The organism is Bradyrhizobium sp. 17, from assembly GCF_023073515.1.
GTDB lineage: Bacteria > Pseudomonadota > Alphaproteobacteria > Rhizobiales > Xanthobacteraceae > Bradyrhizobium > Bradyrhizobium canariense_D.
Genome location: NZ_JADPJQ010000127.1, coordinates 16,333 through 35,519 on the forward strand (window position 1 = coordinate 16,333; position 19,187 = coordinate 35,519).

The following is a 19,187-nucleotide window of genomic DNA, read 5'->3' on the forward strand; positions in this document are numbered from 1 at the left end:
CAACGTGGGAAACTACCGAGCGGGCTCGTTAGCATTTCCAGTAAAAGGAGCAAAAGCCCTCATTATCGCAGCCTATTCCCTCACGCAGAACAACAACTTGACCAACGGAATCACTATGACCAGCAGAAGAACTATGACCAATGAGGTCATCGAATGCATCCTGAGCCGCCGGGCCACGAAGTACTACGACCCTGCCGCCACGTTGAGCGACGACCAAATCCGCGAGTTGGTTCGAATCGGGACCACCGCGCCGACATCCTTCCACTTGCAGAACTGGCGCTTCATCGCGGTGCGCACGCCGGAAGCCAAGGCTCGCCTCAGTCCGATCGCTTGGAGCCAGCCCGCGATCACCGAGGCGGCTGTTACTTTCATCATCTGCGGCCAGTTGGCCGACGCTAGCGTGGTACCCGACCGTCTGGCACCACTGGTAAAAGAGGGTATCATGCCGGCAAAGATGGTGCCGGAATGGGAGATCCCCGCACGGGACCTGTACATGGAATACCCGCAGCGCCAGCGCGACGAGGCCGTACGCACCGGCACCTTCGGCGCGGCGGCGATGATTTATGCGGCCCGCTCGCTAGGCCTGGGTTCGACCCCGATGATCGGTTTCGATGCTGAAGCAGTGCACCGCGAGTTCGCGCTTACGAAGGATGAAGTACCGGTCATGCTGTTGTCCGTAGGGGCCGAGCGTCCGGGAAACTGGCCACAGAAGCCGCGGCGGCCGGTGGCTGAAGTGTTGAATCTGGTCTGATTATTAGTGAAGCCATCAAAATACAGAGAACATGATGCCCAGGATTGCAGCTCTAAAGCCGGAACAAGTGCCACCCGAATCGAAAGCGACCCTCGACATGTTCACCAAGAACATCGGGTTTACGCCGAACATGATGGCGACTTTCGCGGCAAGCCCGATCGCGTTCAACGCATGGGCCGCCCTGCTCGGCTCCTTGAGCAAGTCGCTCGACGTGAAGACGCGTGATAGCATCGGTCTCGCTGTGTCCGAAGCGAATGGCTGCGACTATTGCCTGACGGTTCATAGTTTTACGGCCGATCATATGGCCAAGCTGCCGGCCAATGAAATAATTCTCGCTCGGATGGGCCACGCCAGCGACCCGAAGCGGGACGCCGGGATCCAGTTCGCGCGCAAAGTCGCCGAGACCCGCGGCAAGATCAGCGACGCCGATCTAAAGACCGTCCGCAATGCCGGCTACACGGATGCGAATGTCATTGAGATCGTCGCGCTCGTGGCCATGTACTCCCTGACGAATTTTTTCAACAATGTGTTCGATCCCGAGAAGGACTTTCCCGCCGTTGCGCCGGCTGGCTCGGTCTAAACTCCATCCGATCGTATCGAACACCTCCGCGAGTGCTCGGAGCGTTCATGTGATGCGAGCGCAACACCACTGCCCGGATGCGCCCAGGAAAAAATGGTGGGAGCGCCTCCGGGCGTTTTGGTACGTGCCGACGAGGAGTTTACGAAAAGCCAGAACGGCGATTGTCACTATGAGGGACAGCTTGGCAAGTGCGAAGGAACACAGGATCGGCGCGATGCCGAGAAGAGGCCGGGCTCGCTCATAGGAACGGAATTGTTATCAGCGCGAAGTCATAGCAAAACGGCAAACTGGCACTCGCGACATGAAGCTGAGCAACGATGGCGGAATCGGAGAAGACCGTTGATGTGAAACAGTACGTCGCGTCCGCCTCCCTCAATAGGCAGTATCTTAGGCCGAGCAAGATGACTAGCCGACCCATGGAGCAACGTACTAGTCGGTAGTCCTCGATGACAACGTTTCGCCTCGCATCAGATAGCACTCACTGTCCTTCCTCAAATACAGCAAATCTACGCTCCGCGTGTAACCAAAGGCTCGGCAATCTCTTCACATCACCGGATAGCTCGGCGACAACGTCTCGGGCGAGCGACCGTTTCGACAGGGTTGATGCTCTTGTTTGGCGCGAAGCCTGTTTGTCGCTTTCGGTGAGAAGGCCAACGGAGGTCGTGATAAACTTGCGGCCCATGTCATCCCACTAGAGTCTTGGTTGGCGCAGCGAGGAGCTTGTTTGACGAACGTCGTCAGCGAGCTCGCGATGGGTATCAAGGACGGTGACAGCAGCCTTGCCGAGTGTGTCTTGCCGCGTTCCGGCTGATCGAACGGGCAGCGCCCAGCGGTTCCGACCAGTCCGCGGCGCGGACCCCATGCCTGCGGCTCGGGCCGCTCCACAATCCTCATCCCGGCAGTTCCTGTAACCTACTCCGTTACGACGGTCGCCTCGTCGTAGCGAAATGCCAAGCCTTCGGCGTAACCCTCAACAGCGGCACAAAAGCGGAAAACGCGGGAGATGGCCGAAGGGCCGAGTGCGACGCAACGTCCGGGTCTGCTCGGATCGAGTGGTGGGTCGGGGACTTAGCTCCGTGCTACCGCTAGACCTGGGTATGAAAGAACAGCTTCATTGTTAACCGCGCGTCACCGCAATGTGCAGAGTTAAAATGGGGGCCCGATCGCGGCAATGGAAGTATTTGCAGACGCAGTCGTTGAGAGTCCTCGTTCGGGCATCATGCGGCGCGGCGGCAATAATGATCGTCTATCGACTCTATGGCCAGAGGTGATTTCCCTCGCCGGCCTAGCAACGTCATTCTTGCTGGGGGGTAGAACGAACAGGAGCTACTCATGAAGATTCAAGTCCGCAGCCTCGCGATTGCCCTCGCGATTGCTGTACCTCTTGCAGTGACAGCCACCGCCCAGTCGTCTGCTGCGCCAATTAATGGTACGTCGATTGGAGCGGCGGGACCGGCCCTGACGATGGACGTGCGCTATCAGGCGCGGCGGGGTCATCCTGATCCTTCGTACTCGAGCTATCCCACCGATGATACCAACTGGGGTTATCCCGCCTATAGTTCGTATTGGGGCGATCCGATCTATAATTCATACTATCGAGCCGACGGCTACGGATATTACAGGTCAGGTTGTGCGCCCGGACCGCGCGTCGGCGCCTTTGCGACAGCCCCCTGGGCCAACTTGCCCACCTGTCCGCCGTATTGACAAAGTCCTCTGCGCTCCCGAGGGTTTGCGCCTGCATGTAGGAAGTCGGCGCCGACCTCCGGACGATCCACGATCAGATCACCGCCGTCGATGACACCCCAAGGATTGACGATGATATTGGAGCTATCCGACGATTATTGTCCGAGCTTCTCTTAGGGTCCGGCTGGCCACGCTCGTCGTGACCCCAAAGCTTGGCGGCGTGCGGCTCCTCACGCCGCCGCTGGCCAACATGTATTTGAAAGAGTTTAGCGTCCCTCGGTGATGCGTACGGCACTTCTGGATGTTGGTGGTGTCAAACCGGTCAGTCGACGCGCGGCCGGGGTCGTCAATTCTTCCGGGCCAACCGATGCTCTCGCGTGAGATCATCTATCAACAAATCTGGGTGACGCGAGATTGCGCTTTTGACGCACTTCCGGCTTTGAGCGGCGCGGATCTGGCTTCAATGAGCCTCAGGTGCCGAGGATGTTCAATCACCCCTGCGAAGTTATAGGCGAGGACATCCAACCCCATCTCAGCGGCGACCTTCAAGGCCCTTCGTCAGGAATTGGGTCGCACCCATACAATCTTTGATAGTGCCGAAGGGATGCTCCACCCCTCGCGTCATGTCCGCATGGCGTCGGGATTGGGATCGAGCTACGTCTGGATCAGCTCGATCAATCGCTTTCAATAACTCCAAGAACTCGACTGCCAGGTGCGTTGGCGGCATGCGGTAACGAACTCTGCGGTGATTATCGAGCGCAGCAAACAACGCGCGCCATAATGTACGGCGTTGCGTTCCAGATGACTAACTAGGAAGGCGACTACCACCCCTCTATGATCGTTCAGCATTCCCCCTGAGGATGCGATGGCGTGAGTGCATCCGCCCGTCAACGGACCGATCTTCATGAAATCAGGCAAGACCTTCCGGCCGAGGCCTGCGGCTAACGAATCCGGTAATCAGGTCCGAGGATGGCGTTCACGGCGCCAGCGTGAGAGGCTCGCGGCGTCGCGAACATCGCGATAGTCCAGCTTCCGGGCAACTTGTGTTCCAGCGCCTGGTGCGTCTGAGCCTGGATCGAGACACTCCGCTCCGAATGGCTGCTTCGGTGAACTTGAGGGCATCTGGCAAGCCAATATCGAATCTAGTTGAATTCCATGGGTCTAGACGCCTCCCGAGCCGCCCGCTTTCGTGTCGGCGGGCATGGCGATTATTGCGGCTGTAAAAGCTCCGCAGATCGAGGTCGCGGCGGCTACGGCGAGACCGACCTCGTAGCCGGAGTCGAAAGACGCGGCACCGGCGGCTAGTGCTGCACCGGCAAGCTGCGCAACCCGGCTTGCGGCATTGTTGATGCCGGAGGCGAGCCCTTCATCCGTCTGGTCAACGCTCGACATGACGGATGCGGTGAGCGGTGTCACGAGCACCGCGAAGGAAAGGCCAAGCAGCGTCATGGGTACGATCACGCCGAGCATCAAAGATTCTTTATGACCGAGCGCCAACCAGACATAGGCGAGCGCGGCACCTGCCGGTCCTGCGATAAGCATGGTCCGCGTGCCAATCTTGTCGGCCAACCCGCCGAAGACACTCGACAAGAGCCCCACGCCGAGCGTGAAAGGCAGGAATGCCAACCCGGCATCGGTCGACGAAAGGGCGCGGCGGTCAACGAGGTCAAAAGGTAGAAGGAAGAATACGATCGAAATCCCCGTATAGATCATCAGGGTCGCAACGTTCAGCCCCAGAAAGGTGCGGTTCTCCAACAGGCGGGGTGGCGTCATCGGATGTTCGCTTCTGCGCTCCCAGAAGGCGTAGGCGGCGAACCCGAGAATGCCGAACCCGGCGACCATCGTGAGCACCGTCACCGATTGGGCTGGTGCGTTCGCAGCGGCCCGAGTTTGACTCGGTCCGATCTGGCTCAGCGCCCAGGTGAGCGTCCCGAGCGCTAAAGCAAGGATCGCGGCGCCAATCCCGTCGAACCGGCGCTGGATGAGGTCATCTCTGCCTGCAAAGACCAGCAGAACTCCCACTGCTACGAGCGCGAGCGGCGGGTTGATCCAGAACACGGATGGCCAGCCAAAAGTCTCGGTCAGCCAGCCGCCCAGGACAGGGCCCCCGGCGGTGGTGAGAGCAGATGCCGCTGCCCATACGCCGATCGCCCGGTTCCGCTCCGCTCGCGGATAGGTTGCCCCAACCAGGGCGAGACTTGCAGGTGTAACAATCGCTGCGGCCGCTCCCTGCACCACCCGGGCAGTGATCAGCCAGGCGGGCGAAGGCGCCAACGCGCAAGCCGCGGACGCCAGACCGAACAGGACGCAACCGACGACGAGCATGCGCGCCTTGCCATAAACATCAGCGAGCGCTCCGCCGATCAATATCAGGGAGGCGAGCGCCAGCATATACCCGTTGAGAACCCATTGGACCGAGGCGAGGTCAGCACCGAAATCGGCGCGCAATATCGGCAGGACGACGGGCAGCGCTGTCCCATCGATGAACGCCATCGACGATGCGAGCACACAGGCCGTGAGCACCATGAGTCGGCACCGAGCCGGCGCTTTCCGCCCGAGCTCTCGAGGGCAGGGGTCTGGATCGATAACGCCGCAGCTGCGGCACTCTACATTTTTTGCGCCATTCATCCGCCTTCCCCATAGTTTGCCACTGCTCCTCACTAGTTTTGCCGACGGCTTGAGGTCGCGGGCCAGACCCAGACGGCCGAATAGACGGAGTCACGATCCGGCTCTGGGGATTGAGAACAAAGCTGGTTGCCTGGAGATAGACGGATCGTCATTGGCGATTTACCGATACTGCTTCGATTTACCCTCGGCCGCATTGTCCACCGTCGCAAAAAGCTGCAGGCGGTTACACAGGATGGCGCCGACCCGCCCGCCTGACCGCTAAGGAATGGAGTCCGCCGCCACAGGCGCATGCAAAACCATGAGAGACGTCGCTGGTCTGCAGCCTCAATATTGCACTCCCTCACTCCGATATCTGGCGATCAATGCGCCGGATGATCCTCCACCGCCTCTGCCACAAATGCGGTCTCACACGATGGCAGTCGCCCAGCGGTGAGGGAAATCATCTCGCGGCATAGAGTTGATAGACCATGGTTATTGCGGTTCTGAGGGCAGCGTGCTGCAGTAGCGGACTGCGCAACTCGCCTCGACCTAGAATGGATTGAGGAACGGCACCGTGCCATTCCCAGTTTCCGTGCTATACGCATCTGCAATTGGCAATGTTCGTCCAGCGTTAGCATTGCAGCGCGGGCCGGAAGCGATAGCGGCTTAGGAAGAGTCCGCTTGAGGTTGCATTGATGCCGAGAGAGTGATTTGTCAACGGATGCGGCGGCCCGGCTTCAAGCTGTTGGCCAATGAACTCGCGCCCGCGAAGCGCTCGACTTAAGCCTGAAGGATTAAGTCGTGAGCAGCGCGTCCCTGATGCCGGCCGACCACCGCCTGCGGCTCTAAAAGCCTAGGCCGTCGGGCACAGCACAAACGTGCTCTCCGTATGCAGCGTGGGCAACTATCTTATGTTCGTCAGCAGCGCCGTCATCATGGTCCCCTCGCGGCGATTGGCGGACATGGCCCTGTCGCCGTTCCAACTGCACTGGCTGATGAACGCCGAACTGCGGACCTTCCTCGCGGGGCCGATGTCCATGCCTCGGCGCCACCGTGGTTGGCTCCGCGCCGGCTCATCGTCGGCCGGTCACTGCAAAGTTTGGGCGAAGGCTTGGTCCTGCCTGACGGCCTTTCGGTGCACGAGCAGCGATTGCCCACTGACAAGAGAGTCCGTGCGGTAAGCATCTGGTCCGGCGCCACGGCTGTCGCTAGCGGCGTTGCGCCCGCGGTGGCCCGTGTGGCATGCGGCTGACCCGCTGGTTGCCTCGAGCAAGTTGCAGTTCACGCGGCATTTTCAGATCGACCATGGCGGCGCCCGGAGTTGGCCGGTGACAAAAAGAGTGCGACTTTGGATCAACTGTGAACACGCGTTCAGAACGAGATTTGCTCAAAATCGATGGGATGCAAGGCCCTTGCCCCGCCGTTGCTAGGTTCGCACGACTTAGCGTGGCAAACGGGAGCGTTCGAGTGGAAGAGATTTCTACTCGAGCGCTGGTCTAACCGCCCGCGCGGGGGGCCTTGGCGTCTGAAAGCTTTAGACCGAGCGGCTGGAGATAATGAAAACGATAACGATCCGACATTTCTAACCTCGCGCGGACGGGAATAGGTTCTTTATACGCCTTATCGATATTTGGTGGCAGCACGGGTCGCCCAGATCACAAGCCCCTATTTTCGATGTCCCGACAACTCGATCTAGCAGCCCAAGCATGCAGGAGTTCCGCCATGTCATTCCGCTTCATCACAAAATCTATCCGCACGTACCTAATCGACCGTCCTGTCGCCGTCGTTTTAATTGTTGCGCCATTCCTGCTCAAGCTAGGCAAAAGCAGTCCGGTCGCGCTGTGGCTTTCGGTGGTGACCCGCGTCTCACTGCTGCTGTCGGCATTCACGGACCACTCGACGGCGCTCGTCGGAATCATCCGTGCCTCGCTACAATGGGTGGACCGCGCATTGGGTGTGATCTCCATCACTGCCCCCTCCGCTTTTCATGTCACTGGGCCAGACGCCGGCTATTCCTGGCTTTTCGCCGCAGCAGTCTTGCTGACGACCTCAGCTCTCAACGCGCCCGAGGTGAGCGCCGCCCGGAGAGCGAACCTCAACATGCGGACCCGCAGGCGGGGATCGGTTCGTCTTAGCGGGTAATGACCGACGATGCTCGATGTTCTGTGCTGGGGGGCAAGCTACTTGCGGAGCTCAGAACTGCCGCGATCGGCGGGATGACAGCCTGTCACGCGGGCTACACCAAGCAGGCGCTCAAGATAGCAAGAGTGTCGCTGTGGTGCCGTAGATGCTTGCGTTCGAGGTCAATGATTCGCTGCTCAACATCCGGCACTGTGGCCGCTATTTGAGAGGTTATTCGGCGATGCGCAGCAGATTGGAAGCAATAACCCCCGTTGGGGGCCCACACACCTTCTTTAATGTTGATCGAAACCCATGCTGCAAATCGATTCGTTCGGTCCCGGCATCCCGATCGAGCACGCGAGCCCTTCGAAGTGGAAATACGATCCGCTACGATGCCGCGCACCGCAATGTGCCCATTGCGTCCCGTGGTGTGGTTTAGCTGGCGGCGGATCACCGCGTTTCCGTCGAGAGCCGGGCAGGTCAGCTGGCGAGAGCCGTGAGGCTGACGCTCGAATCATCGCGCAACGGCGCGACTGCTTCCATTGTCATAACGGGCACAGTGAACCGCCCATTCTTCGTTTTGTTCGAGCAGGATCGCGCCGATGAGGCGAAACGACGGCGTGCCCCGAGCGAGTGGAATGGAAACCATAACGACCAGGCACTTCTAATGCTTGGCGTACCGTCATAGGGTTCCTGTGTGTCTAACGGGCTGACCCTTGACAATTGTGCAGAGTGCTTGCTGGCATACGGCGGCACGAGCAGCAAAGCACGTAGGAGTCACTGATGTCGTTCCGCTTCATAACCAAATCTGTCCACGCTTACCTGATCGACTATCCCGCCGCGATCGTCCTGATCGCAGCGCCATTCGTGCTGAACCTGGGCCAGACCGAACCACTCGCGATGTGGCTTTCCGTTGTCGTAGGTGTTGCCGCGCTGCTCTTGGCCGCTGCAACCGACCATCCCACCGGTCTCGTCCGTATCATCCCCTACTGGCTGCACCTTCGGCTCGACCGCGCCCTTGGGGTGGTGTTTGTGATCCTACCCTTTGCCCTCAAATTCGGTTGGCTCGACGCGTCGTATTACTGGATCCTCGCTGCCGCTGTCCTGCTCACGACGTCAATCTTTGACGCGCCTGAAGAGCCGGTCGTGAGACGTCCAGGATTGCACACGCGCACAGCGGGTTAGGCATGAGGCCCCCCGCGCCGTGTAGCAAACCTTGCGCCGCGTTTGAATGCAAGTCCCGGGAGGCTGCATCAGCGCCGGCTTGCTAAGCGTCGAGCTATTCAGCCACGTGAAGGCATGCATCGACCACAACCCCGTCGCCCGAGCGCCTCCTCCGCAAGGGCGGCCGGCTCAAGCGTGGCCGATCGTCGTGGTGGGTCGCGGCCGTCCCGCCCAGTAGATGTTCCAGGAGTTCAGATTGCGGCTCTTTGTGAATTTTCCTCACGTCGGAGGCTATGCGTCTCCGTTTCGAGTCTGCCTTCGCGCTCGTCAAAGCGACCGATGAACCGCCGTAAATCGGGCCGGCATCGGAGCAACGAGCGAGTTTCAGATCAAGGTATTAGGGCCCTCGCAGCTTGGCAGTTCGGCACTTTTTCTAGACGACAGTAAACGGCAGCCGAAGCGTTTTACTCTCATTGTCACCTGCTCAGCTCTCTTCGGCACCGATGTTCATTTTGTTCTCCGTCCCTGCTAGGGTTCGATCACCAGATCGCGATTGAAGATCACGTTGACTCTGCTGTCGGATCCGGCTCAAAAAAATGTGCCGTACCCGATCGAAGCGCCTGTACGACGGCCTGTTATGCGCGCCAGCGCTGAGCTCTGACCCAGCGTCCAGGACTGTAGACAACAGCCCTGCCCTTACAATTCGAAGCCGATTTAGTCCTCAAGACCAGAGTGATCCTGTCGCTCCGAAAAGAGCGCGCGACCGTTTGACATTATTAACCGCGTCCACACCCGCAGCACGCGTCACTGCTCGAATGCGACCGTGGTAGGTTCCGTCAAACGTGTTCGCTGTCGATCTAGCTGCGGGCGGTAGGGGTTTCAAAATGATCTCTCTACTTACGCGGCCATGGCTTGATCTAAGCGGCAAGATAATCATTCATGCGCCCGGAGTCATCGATTGAAGAACGTCGTCGCGCAGATAGAAGTGGTGGAAGAGAGCCGCGGCTGTATGCACAGCGGCAATCCAGAGGATGGCGTTGCCGAGGGTAGCGTGTATTTCCATGATCAGCTGCCCCAGTCCATGCGCCTTCGCGATCAGGGGGGCGATGTCGAATCCGGGAAGGGTGACGGGAATCCCCTCCAGCCAAGTGCCGAGCACCGCGGTTGCCGGAATCGCGATGAGGAGCGCATAAAGCGCGAGGTGAATGAGCTTTGCGGCCGCAGCCATCCATGGCAGCATCGGCTGCTTCGCGGGCGTAGTCTCGATCAAGCGCAATAGCAGCCGCAGCACGACAACAATGAACAGGACGACCCCAAGCGCCTCATGAACCCTGCGAAGCCCGTCCGCGGCCGCGGAATAGAGCGAATAGCCGTCGCCGGTGCTCAGCACATAAGCGGCGAGAAGTAGCATGACGGTCAGCCAATGCAGGACTTTGGCCCCGGCGCCGTGGCGAGAGGAATTGCTGCGCAAGCCGATCATCTCGCTCCGATCCCGCCACACGGTTGGTGAACTGTCGCGGCGTCTAGCCAGAAAGTTGGGCGGTGGTAAGCTGGCCGGTTGCCTCGGCGATCAACTTTACCTCCGACCCATTGCCCAGGGACCCAAAATGGGGCGGCTGAGCCTCCGGTGCTATCTAACCAAGACTGCAAGCGGGAGATGATCATCGCTAGGGCCGCCGAGATTGGAGGGGAGGTCGTAAAAAAGAACCGGCGATTAGCTTCGTTCCGTCGTGCTCACAACTCGCGTGATAAGCGCACAGCGTAGTTGTCTTCGCTCCTGCATTGGCGGAGAGCATGTTCGCCGGATTCTCGGAGGACGGCCAGCGAACGCCGCCTTCTAATCTAAGCGCCCCTGCCATCCCGTTTTCCAATTACGCAGCGCCATGTGGCCAAACGCTCGGCCGGATGCTGGTTCATCCAATCGGCGAGCTGCGGCGCGCCCATCAGGCAGGACTGCATCGAGACCTCGGCAAAGTCTGAGGTGGTGACAATTTGCTCGTGGCAATTTGCCGGAGAGGAAAGACTACAGAGCACGGCGATGATCTTGATCATGAGAACTCGCCCTTGTCACCGGGGGTGCCGCCAACTTCGTGACTTGTCAGTGTCTTGTCCTGCTGCTCCGGCGGCAAGATACTGTCGTGGATCGCGCGAGCCTCTCGAATTAGGCGAACTCGCTCGCGCTCAGATTGTGGGACAAACGCAATGACTTCGCCCATATTCGCTCCGAAAAGCTGCCTCGTGAACCAGCTTCGCTATGATATGACCATACTCATTTCATTCAGATCTACCATCTGAGCTCCAACTGTGAAGCCGTGCGGGCGGTTCAATAAAACTGCTCGTGACCAGGTCGCGCGCCGGACGTTCGAAAGATTGCCTCGATTTCTTCCGAAGACGAGCGATGAAGCAGCCCGTCAGGTCATGCACGCCACTCACCTCAGTTGTTGGCAACCGATCGAGCCGATGCCGTTGGGTTGATCGAGACGCGAACGTTCTCATCCTGCGACTGGTAGTCGTCGGCAAGGGACTTGAGCCGGGCCGCAATCACTGAGTCAATCACCGCTTGAGCCGTGCGAAGCAAAGTCCGCCCTGCTTCCAAATACACAGTGCCGCGTTGCGAGCTCCGGAGCGTCATGATGGGCCCGGCCGTTTCTCTGGCAGTTGGTTGAAGGCGATCGGGAGCCAGCTTACCCAATCGCGGTCACTTTCCCTGCGAGCTCTGAAGCGATCGACGCATTTCTTGGAACATAGCCCGGTTCGCCACGAATAGTGCCGGACGAGACCAAACGTGCCGTCACAAACCGCGCATCGCGCGGCTCTGCCAGACTTAGGAGTTTCGGAGCAATAGGGCATCGCAGTCTCCTTCTGGTTTTAGTACAGTTGTTTCCTCGATCCTCGTTTTTCCTCATCGCACTTCATAAACTCGTGTGCGTTCGAACACATGCAGCCTAAGACCATCGGGGCCAGCAGCTCAATCGGACATAGGTAATCATCGGACACCAATAAGGGGGCACGGAACAATACGAAGGTTTATGGTGTTCGTCTTTGAGACGACGGCTCCACTTTGCTCGATTCACGCTGAAAAACTGCGGCGGCCGGAAGGAGGTTTCTTCGCTCCCGATTGCGCCTTGGCTTTTCTCCGCAAAACAAGTCCTCATCTGAGGAGCTCGCCTCAATCGGGCGTCTCGAAGGATGCGCCGCAAGGAAGAATCTCTCTTCAGCCCCGCACGCGCCTCAGCATCTGCTCCACATGGGCGATCGGCGTCTCCGGCTGGATGCCGTGGCCGAGATTGAAGATGAAGCGGCCTTGCGCAAAAGTCGCCATCACATTGTCGACCGCGCGGTCGAGCGCTGTGCCGCCCGTGATCAGCACCAGCGGATCGAGATTGCCCTGCACGGCGACGCGTGATTGCACGCGCTCACGGATGAAGGCCGGCTCCGCGGTCCAGTCGATGCTGACGGCGTTGACGCCGGTGGCTTCGACGTAACCAGGCAATTGCGCGCCAGCGCCACGCGGGAAGCCGATGATCTTTGCGTCCGGCACCTTGGCGCGCACGCCTTCGATGATGCGCCGCGTCGGTTCGACCGACCAGCGCGCGAATTCGGCGGCTGGCAGCACGCCGGCCCAGGTGTCGAAGATCTGCAACACATCGGCGCCTGCGGCTAGCTGCGCCAGCAGATACTCGATCGAATTGTCGACCAGCACGTCGATGATTTTCGCAAAGGCCTCCGGATGCCGGTAGGCCATCATCCGCGCCGGCGCCTGGTCGGGCGTGCCGTGGCCCGCGACCATATAGGTCGCGACCGTCCAAGGGGCGCCGCAGAAGCCGATCAGCGCGATCTCTGTCCCGAGCGCGCCGCGCACGATGCTGAGCGCCTCGAACACCGGCGCGAGCTTGCCGAAATCGGCCTGCGTGGCGAGCGTTCCGACCTTCGCCGGATCATCCAGCGGCTCGAGCCGCGGGCCTTCGCCGACCTCGAAGCGCACTGAGCGGCCGAGCGTGTACGGGATCACCAGAATGTCGGAGAAGATGATCGCCGCATCGAAGCCGAACCGGCGGATCGGTTGCAGCGTGACTTCGGCGGCCAGCTCCGGATTGAAGCAGAGATCGAGGAAGCCGCCGGCCTTGGCGCGGACCTCGCGATATTCCGGCAGGTAACGGCCGGCCTGCCGCATCATCCAGACCGGCGGGATAACCTGTCGCTCGCCGGATAGCACGTCGCTGAAAGGCTTGGTCGGAGACTGGGGCACGAACCATCCTGTTGCAGATTGAGGTTCCTGATACACCGGCGAGGGCCCGAGCGGAAAAGGGGAACCAGCGGTGCGACTATGCCGGGCTTCAACTCGGCTCAGCTTGCCACGTTGAAGAGTAACTCCTTGGACCTTCCAGAACGTCCCTCGCCCGCTTCATGGAATGTCGTGGGTGGCTGGGTAAACGTCATCCACGCGCCTATGTAGCCGTTGCGGCCTCCAGAAAGACGTTAACTTCCAGTTATCCGCGCGCGAAGCTACATTGTGAGCGCCGGGCCCTGAACCCATCTCACGTTTATTAGGCTGGTGCGATAGCGTTCTCACCGCGCACCCGCGCGGTCAGCCGCATCAGAAGACCAGTAACCGCGATAACTACAAGGTAGACGATGAGCTGCATTTGCGTCGGTTGATCACTATAGCCGATCAGCGTGTGCAAGGCGCGGCCAGGAATGCTGGCTTCGGATAAGAACCAGCCCGAGTCCCACACGACGCTGTCGAGCGACGTTAGCCAGTTCGCCCGCTCCAGGAAGGCGACGGCCTGCGCCGCCATACCCGCCGCCAGGAGGGTGATCAAAACAGTCGTCGTTGCGAACAACGCGCGCGGTGGAATCCGCACCAGGCCGAAATAGGTCAGCAGGCAAACCGCGACCCCGAGCAACAGGCCGAGGCAGCCGCCGAAGGTAAGGCCCAGGGCCGAGCCGCCTTCGGAGGTCCCGACCCCATAGAGAAACAGCGCGACCTCGCTGCCTTCGCGCAGCACCGCGACGCCGACCACAACCGCCAGTGCCCCTAGCGGCTTGCTGCCCTCGGCCACCGCGTGGCCGACCGCGCGCATTTCGAGGGCCATCTCGCGGCCATGGCTCGCCATCCACACATTGTGCCAGGTCAGCATCACGACGGCGATTCCGAGGATGGCGGCGTTGAACAGTTCCTGTCCCATGCCTGCGAACAGCTGCGATAAGCCGCCGGCAAATGCCGCGACAAGACAAGCTCCCCCGATTCCCGCTAGCACGCCGCCGACAATCCAGCGACCGCGGTGGTCGACATCACGCGTGACCGCGAGCACGATGCCGACGATGAGGCCAGCCTCGAAAACCTCGCGGAAAACGATTATGAGCGCGGCGAGCACGAGACGTTGGCCTATTCGACGACAAGAACGCCACGCGCGCTCTCGTTAAAATCGTCGTAGAACTCATAGCGTCCTGGCTTCAGAGGGCGGACGTTGATAACACCTTGGCTTTTGGCGGCTACGACCTTTTCCACTCTTAGTGAGGTGCTTTCAAACTCCATCGCCTTGCCCTCGAGGTTCCTGATCTGGAATAGGACAGGCTTGTCTGCTGGGGCACGCACCTCGCCGGGCTGAAATTGCCCGTTGGAGTAGGAGATCTGGATTTCGGTCGCCTGCTGCGCCGATGCTGTAGAGAACGGCAGCATAGCCGTACAGAGCGTTGCGAAGAGCAGCTTCTTGCTCATGGTCAAAACGTACATTCTGAGCCCTGGATTTGAGGGAATTAGAACTCGACCGCGAATTTGAGTTTGGCGCGATTCCGCTGGAATTCGGCAAGATTGAGCGAGAATGGACTGCTGACTTCGCGACCCCATACTTGCGTATTCCACGCCGCTGTCATGAACATCTTTGGCGTAAACCGGACGAAGAGCGTCGGACCGAGCATCACGGCATCACCCGTAAAGGCCGAGAGCGCGAAGTCGTCATAATGACGCAGATACCAGACTTCCGCTCCGATGAGGACGTTCGGCGTGAGGCGGAACGACAGCGCGGCGGAGCCGCCGAGCTTCGTTTCCCGGATGGTCTCGTCAAGCAGGGTGTGGGTGTATTCAGGCTCATACAGGAGATTGAAGCCGGCGAAGAGCCGGTTTCTGACCAGCTCGAGGTCGGCATTGAGAGTGGTCTCGAATTCGTAGTTGTGAACCCGCTCACCACTTGTCTCATCGACTAGCCGAACCGTCGGTTCGAATGCAAGCGTCACCGACAGCGGGTTGTTCGACGTCCGCTCAAGCGCAAGGTAGCGGAATTCACCAAACCCGCCGCTGAACGCAACTTGGCGACGGTCGTCGAGATCAGTAGCATTCCGGATGTCATGGGTCGATCCAAGCGCCCCAAATTCGATTTGCACGAATTGAGACGGGGTGAACTCGAACTCGTACTTCGTCTCCGTCGCACTGTAGCGTCCGCCGCGCTTGCCAAACCGGCCGATCGTGTCGGTCGTGAACTCCTTTTCGCCTTCAATCCCGATACCTGAGCCGGTGGTAAATCCGAAAATGTATTTTGTCTCGATCTCGCGCCATGAGCTTGCATCCGAGCTGGCGGGGCCGCCAGCGCGCGCAAATCCGCTGAGACCAATCAGCACAATGAACGCGCCCATTAGCGCGCTCGAATGCCGTACACGTCCAATTGTTTGGCGCATTCCGTCGGCCCTAGCCTATTCGGCTGCATTGATTAGCGGATTACAGCACTCGATCCAAAGAGATTCCCGTCCCGCTAATTTGGAATGGCTTCAAAAGCCGGGTGTCAACACGCTAAGCCGGTGTGCGATGGATAAGAAAGGTTCCGGCCAAGCATGGAGTTCCGCGCGACGAATGAAAAATGACCTCACGCCATGAAGTTGATAACCCCGCGTTATGATGCCGGTAGGCCACCTGAACTCCGCTCCGCGGTTGCCGATGCGAACCGGCGCAGTCCCACTGCATCGTCCTCTGCTATTCCGACAATTGGCGGCTATCGGCTTTTTCTCAGGTGTTTGGCGACGCTGCCACGAATATGCAAGACACCAGCGGCGCGACCGGCTTGTCGGTCCCCCGTGTGTACTCTTCGGCCAGCGAGATTCTTGCAGACGACCAGGCGCATTAGCGCATTTCACAGCTCCGCGCGCTAGTTGGTTTGAACCGGGAGACCGCTGGCGCACTCGGCCGGCGCGGGCCGCGCGCGGCCTGTCGCCGGGCCGAGCGGGCGCACGGCCGCGGGCTCCGCGCGGCCGGTCCCCGCCCTAGGGGAACGTCAGGCCGAAAGCAGCCGGATCGAGCTGCTCGCCTTTGCGAGGGACCAAGAAGCGCTCCAGCCCACCCGGCACGAAGCTGAGCAGCAGGATGGCCTGATCGCCGACCACCTCTATTGTATGCGGCACACCGCGGGGAAGAGCCGCGTAGGCGCCCTGCCCCACCTCAATGCGGGCATCGCCGACTCGCGCGATCAGCTGCCCCTCCACAACGAAGAGCAGCTCGTCCTCGTGCGAGTGGGTGTGCAGCGGCGGCTCCTCCCCGGCCCGCACCGTCCACAGGACGGTGCCATATTCGCCTCCAGTCTGGCTGCTCTCCACCTTGATCTCGTGCGTTGAGCCCCCGCTCGACGTCACCGTCTCACCGCCGTGGGACGGCGTAAGAACCGGCTGCTTCACTGCCATTTGTAGCCTCCTGATTATGGACCCTTTGCTCGGGTCTCGGAGTGGCGGCGTAAGTTGCCGCTCACACTCGTCAGCATGAGATTGCGCGCGGCGTATGGGAAATGACGTCACGCCATGAAGTCGATAGCCGCGCGTTATAGTGGCCGGGAGCACGTGAACGTCTCTTCGCGGCTGCGGAGAGTTCCGTTTCAGGGATTGTGGATCCCCTGCGGCACCCAGTTTGGTCTGCCAGATCCTCGAAGCCGCAAAGATCCGGCGAACGACACCGGACAAGCTGCGGGAGACCGGCCGAAAAGCCCTGACACACGTGGCCTTGATCGGGCGAGGTGCGGGTTGAACTTGCAGGTGACGGTGTTGAAGATCTTGGTGAGCTACCCGGACAGGTTCGCTGTGGTGGCGGACCTCAACCGCATGTGGCGATCCTCGCCACCAGCGGCCGGAGTGGGCCGAGCGCACCAAGCGACTGGCCGCGCGCGTGCCCGGACTGAACATCTTTTCGGACGGCCTCGTTGAGCGTCAAAATGGCGCGTAGAGGGTCACTGCCAAAGGGCGAGCCGTGCTCGAACGCATGGAGGCGCACCGAAGCCAAGACCCTGCGATTGAGGAGGACCCAACAGAAACGGCTGGCGCGCCGGTGCCTGCGTTGCCGCAGCCGATAGAGCGAGCGAAGCGCCGACGCGAACGTCGCCAGCGTCGCTGAGAAGCCCGTGAACGCGCGAGGGCGCATGCATCATAAACGTGGGGGCGGCGCTCAGATTGTCGATTCCGTCACACTACGCTCAACCGTCAGTCTGCCGAGCGGCTATTTTTCCCAACTGTTCTGGGAAACGCATCCGTCTCTCCTCGTGGAATGCGCGATCCGTGGCCGGCTAACTCGCCCGAAATCCATTGTATCAGACGAATCTTGAGCAGTTCGTGACTAGAATCCCCTTGGAATGGGTCGCGGTCGTGATCTCCCTCCGGTCGGGCGTGGCGCCGAAGAGCTGGTCGCCGAGCCCGATGTGCCAGCTGGTCTGCTGACTGGGGTTATCGCTGTACTGATCCAGCCAAGGATCACGTTCAGCGAGGGCTAGTTCGTGCGCCTCTCGGTTCGTCAGCGCCTTGGGTCCGGCGCTCAGATTAGCCCAGCGGACCTCAAGTTCAGGGAGCGCCTTGAGCCGACGGAACGCTGGCGAGTCAAAGCAGGCGGCTGATAGCCCCGCTGGCCCATCCACGAAGTAGTAGCACGCGCCATCGGCATGGGCAGACCATCTAATTGGCGCCGACATGGATCAACAGGCGATCGGCGCTAAGTCCCACCGTCCGCCGCCCGCATGCGGCACCGCCACGAGCACAAGGAGACCTAAATGCAGTATTCGTCCTTCAACAGATCGGCGCTGCCGCGGCTCGATTGACTTGATCGGGATCAAGCAGCATTAGGGTGGGCATGTCAGACAATCCCGGGATCCACCGTTGATCTCGACAGCTAGCATGATCTTCGTCGCCTCATCTTCCGGAAACAGACTTCCACGGCGCTCCGCGCTCAGGTCGGCAGGGGGCCACCAGGCTGTGAGCAGATGCGAGAGCTAGTGTCGCGGCGTTCGTCCGCGTATACGGTCGAAGCCCTGCTTGATCGCTGCGAAGCGGTCGTCGATGAACGATTCGTGCTCGGTATCCGTGAAAATGTAGGGCCAGTCATTTTCGATGGCCTCGCGAACCAGTTCGCCCACATACAGCGGATCAATGCCGTGGTTGATCCGTTCCTGTAATGCCTTGATGAAGTTGGCGCGGGGTCCTTCTGTTGGCGGAGGGGGGCCGACAGCCAAAGCAAATCGCTGCGGCACGTTGCGCCGAGAGTTCATGATCTGCGTGCGGATGACGCCCGGACACAGAACGGAGACCCCAATCTTCCTCGGCGCGAGCACGTCACGCATCCCCTCGGACAGCGCCACCACTCCATATTTGCTCACATCGTACGCCAAACTTGGTCCCGCAATCAGCCCGGCGACGGAGGCCGTGGAAACAACCTGTCCTCCTTCGCCGTGCGCTTCGATCAGCGGAGCGAAAATCTCGAAGCCCCAGATCACCGACATCAGGTTGACGCCGAGGACCCAGTTCCAGCCTGCATCAGTCCACTCACCATAGGTGCCGCCGCCGCCCACGCCCGCATTGTTGACCAATATGTGGATTCTGCCGTACCGCGCGACGGTCGCGTCCGCTGCCGCCTGAAGTTCGCCTTTGAGCGAGACGTCGGCGTTCACGCCGTCGACATCGACGTCGGTCCGTGTCTTCAGGTCCGCGACCGCTTTTTTCAACGCCTCTTGTTCGATATCGCAGAGCATAACCTTCACCCCGGCCTGTGACAGCGCGGTCGCGATCCCCAGTCCGATCCCCGAGGCAGCGCCTGTCACGAATGCGGTCTGTCCAGCCAAGTCTCTCATGCGCTTTCCACCTTGCTTTCACTCAACAAATTCACCCGCCAGGCCGCGCCGCAGAGTGGCACAATGAACGCGGCGTGTTCTAATGTTCCGCGCCCCGCGCCAAGCCTAGAAATAACCGGTCGCGAGTTTCAAACTAGCACATTGGAAACCACTGGATAACGAGGGTCAGGGTCGGCTTTTGGAAGCGCTGGCT

General features: G+C 60.2%; 14 protein-coding genes and 3 pseudogenes. 6 read left to right on the forward strand and 11 right to left on the reverse strand.

All coding sequences use genetic code 11. The features are described 5' to 3' along the window. Nucleotides 1-133 precede the first annotated feature (133 nt). The 3 genes from IVB13_RS34310 to IVB13_RS34320 all read left to right on the forward strand — a co-directional run bounded on the left by IVB13_RS34310 (nucleotide 134) and on the right by IVB13_RS34320 (nucleotide 3,035). Nucleotides 134-751, forward strand: coding sequence for a nitroreductase family protein (locus IVB13_RS34310; protein WP_247477588.1), 618 nt, complete (start codon nucleotides 134-136; stop codon nucleotides 749-751). A 34-nt stretch (nucleotides 752-785) separates the two neighbouring features. Next, nucleotides 786-1,331: a carboxymuconolactone decarboxylase family protein gene (locus IVB13_RS34315; protein ID WP_247477587.1), complete on the forward strand. Its 546-nt coding sequence runs from the start codon at nucleotides 786-788 to the stop codon at nucleotides 1,329-1,331. A gap of 1,332 nt (nucleotides 1,332-2,663) precedes the next feature. Further along, entirely contained in the window at nucleotides 2,664-3,035 is a 372-nt protein-coding gene (locus IVB13_RS34320; RefSeq protein WP_247491776.1) for a hypothetical protein, read from the forward strand. A gap of 369 nt (nucleotides 3,036-3,404) precedes the next feature. Here the strand turns inward: IVB13_RS34320 and IVB13_RS34325 are convergent. Next, nucleotides 3,405-3,627, reverse strand: a pseudogene (locus tag IVB13_RS34325) (hypothetical protein); the annotation flags it as partial. 548 nt (nucleotides 3,628-4,175) lie between these two features. Then, a complete protein-coding gene (locus IVB13_RS34330; protein ID WP_247491778.1) occupies nucleotides 4,176-5,540 on the reverse strand; it encodes an MFS transporter in 1,365 nt (454 codons plus the stop codon). A 1,803-nt stretch (nucleotides 5,541-7,343) separates the two neighbouring features. Here IVB13_RS34330 and IVB13_RS34335 point away from each other — a divergent pair. After that, the gene (locus IVB13_RS34335; protein ID WP_247491780.1) at nucleotides 7,344-7,763 is read left to right on the forward strand and encodes a hypothetical protein; all 420 of its coding nucleotides are present in this window, start codon (nucleotides 7,344-7,346) and stop codon (nucleotides 7,761-7,763) included. Nucleotides 7,764-8,222: 459 nt separating this feature from the next. Here IVB13_RS34335 and IVB13_RS34340 read toward each other — a convergent pair. Next, nucleotides 8,223-8,352, reverse strand: a pseudogene (locus IVB13_RS34340) (IS256 family transposase); the annotation flags it as partial. 173 nt (nucleotides 8,353-8,525) lie between these two features. On the opposite strand from IVB13_RS34340, the gene IVB13_RS34345 reads away from it, so the two are divergent. After that, nucleotides 8,526-8,927, forward strand: coding sequence for a hypothetical protein (locus IVB13_RS34345; protein ID WP_247295317.1), 402 nt, complete (start codon nucleotides 8,526-8,528; stop codon nucleotides 8,925-8,927). A 916-nt stretch (nucleotides 8,928-9,843) separates the two neighbouring features. Here IVB13_RS34345 and IVB13_RS34350 read toward each other — a convergent pair. The 7 genes from IVB13_RS34350 to IVB13_RS34380 form a co-directional block, all read right to left on the reverse strand. Continuing rightward, entirely contained in the window at nucleotides 9,844-10,386 is a 543-nt protein-coding gene (locus IVB13_RS34350) for a cytochrome b/b6 domain-containing protein (protein WP_247491782.1), read from the reverse strand. A 362-nt stretch (nucleotides 10,387-10,748) separates the two neighbouring features. Beyond that, on the reverse strand, nucleotides 10,749-10,958 hold the full coding sequence (locus IVB13_RS34355; protein WP_247477578.1) for a hypothetical protein: 210 nt from the start codon (nucleotides 10,956-10,958) through the stop codon (nucleotides 10,749-10,751). Between the two features lie 1,162 nt (nucleotides 10,959-12,120). Then, a complete protein-coding gene (hemE, locus tag IVB13_RS34360; protein WP_247491784.1) occupies nucleotides 12,121-13,155 on the reverse strand; it encodes a uroporphyrinogen decarboxylase in 1,035 nt (344 codons plus the stop codon). 298 nt (nucleotides 13,156-13,453) lie between these two features. After that, nucleotides 13,454-14,284 carry an FTR1 family protein gene (locus tag IVB13_RS34365; protein ID WP_247477573.1) on the reverse strand — a complete coding sequence of 277 codons (831 nt, stop codon included), beginning with the start codon at nucleotides 14,282-14,284 and terminating at the stop codon, nucleotides 13,454-13,456. Nucleotides 14,285-14,295: 11 nt separating this feature from the next. Continuing rightward, entirely contained in the window at nucleotides 14,296-14,628 is a 333-nt protein-coding gene (locus IVB13_RS34370; protein ID WP_247491795.1) for a cupredoxin domain-containing protein, read from the reverse strand. Nucleotides 14,629-14,666: 38 nt separating this feature from the next. Further along, nucleotides 14,667-15,581, reverse strand: a complete 915-nt coding sequence (locus IVB13_RS34375) for a hypothetical protein (protein ID WP_247491798.1) — start codon at nucleotides 15,579-15,581, stop codon at nucleotides 14,667-14,669. 579 nt (nucleotides 15,582-16,160) lie between these two features. Further along, entirely contained in the window at nucleotides 16,161-16,574 is a 414-nt protein-coding gene (locus IVB13_RS34380; RefSeq protein WP_247337913.1) for a cupin domain-containing protein, read from the reverse strand. Nucleotides 16,575-16,907: 333 nt separating this feature from the next. Here IVB13_RS34380 and IVB13_RS34385 point away from each other — a divergent pair. Further along, a pseudogene (locus IVB13_RS34385) lies at nucleotides 16,908-17,274 on the forward strand (hypothetical protein). Between the two features lie 865 nt (nucleotides 17,275-18,139). On the opposite strand, the gene IVB13_RS34390 reads toward IVB13_RS34385, so the two are convergent. Next, on the reverse strand, nucleotides 18,140-18,994 hold the full coding sequence (locus tag IVB13_RS34390) for an SDR family NAD(P)-dependent oxidoreductase (protein WP_247491809.1): 855 nt from the start codon (nucleotides 18,992-18,994) through the stop codon (nucleotides 18,140-18,142). Nucleotides 18,995-19,187 lie beyond the last annotated feature (193 nt).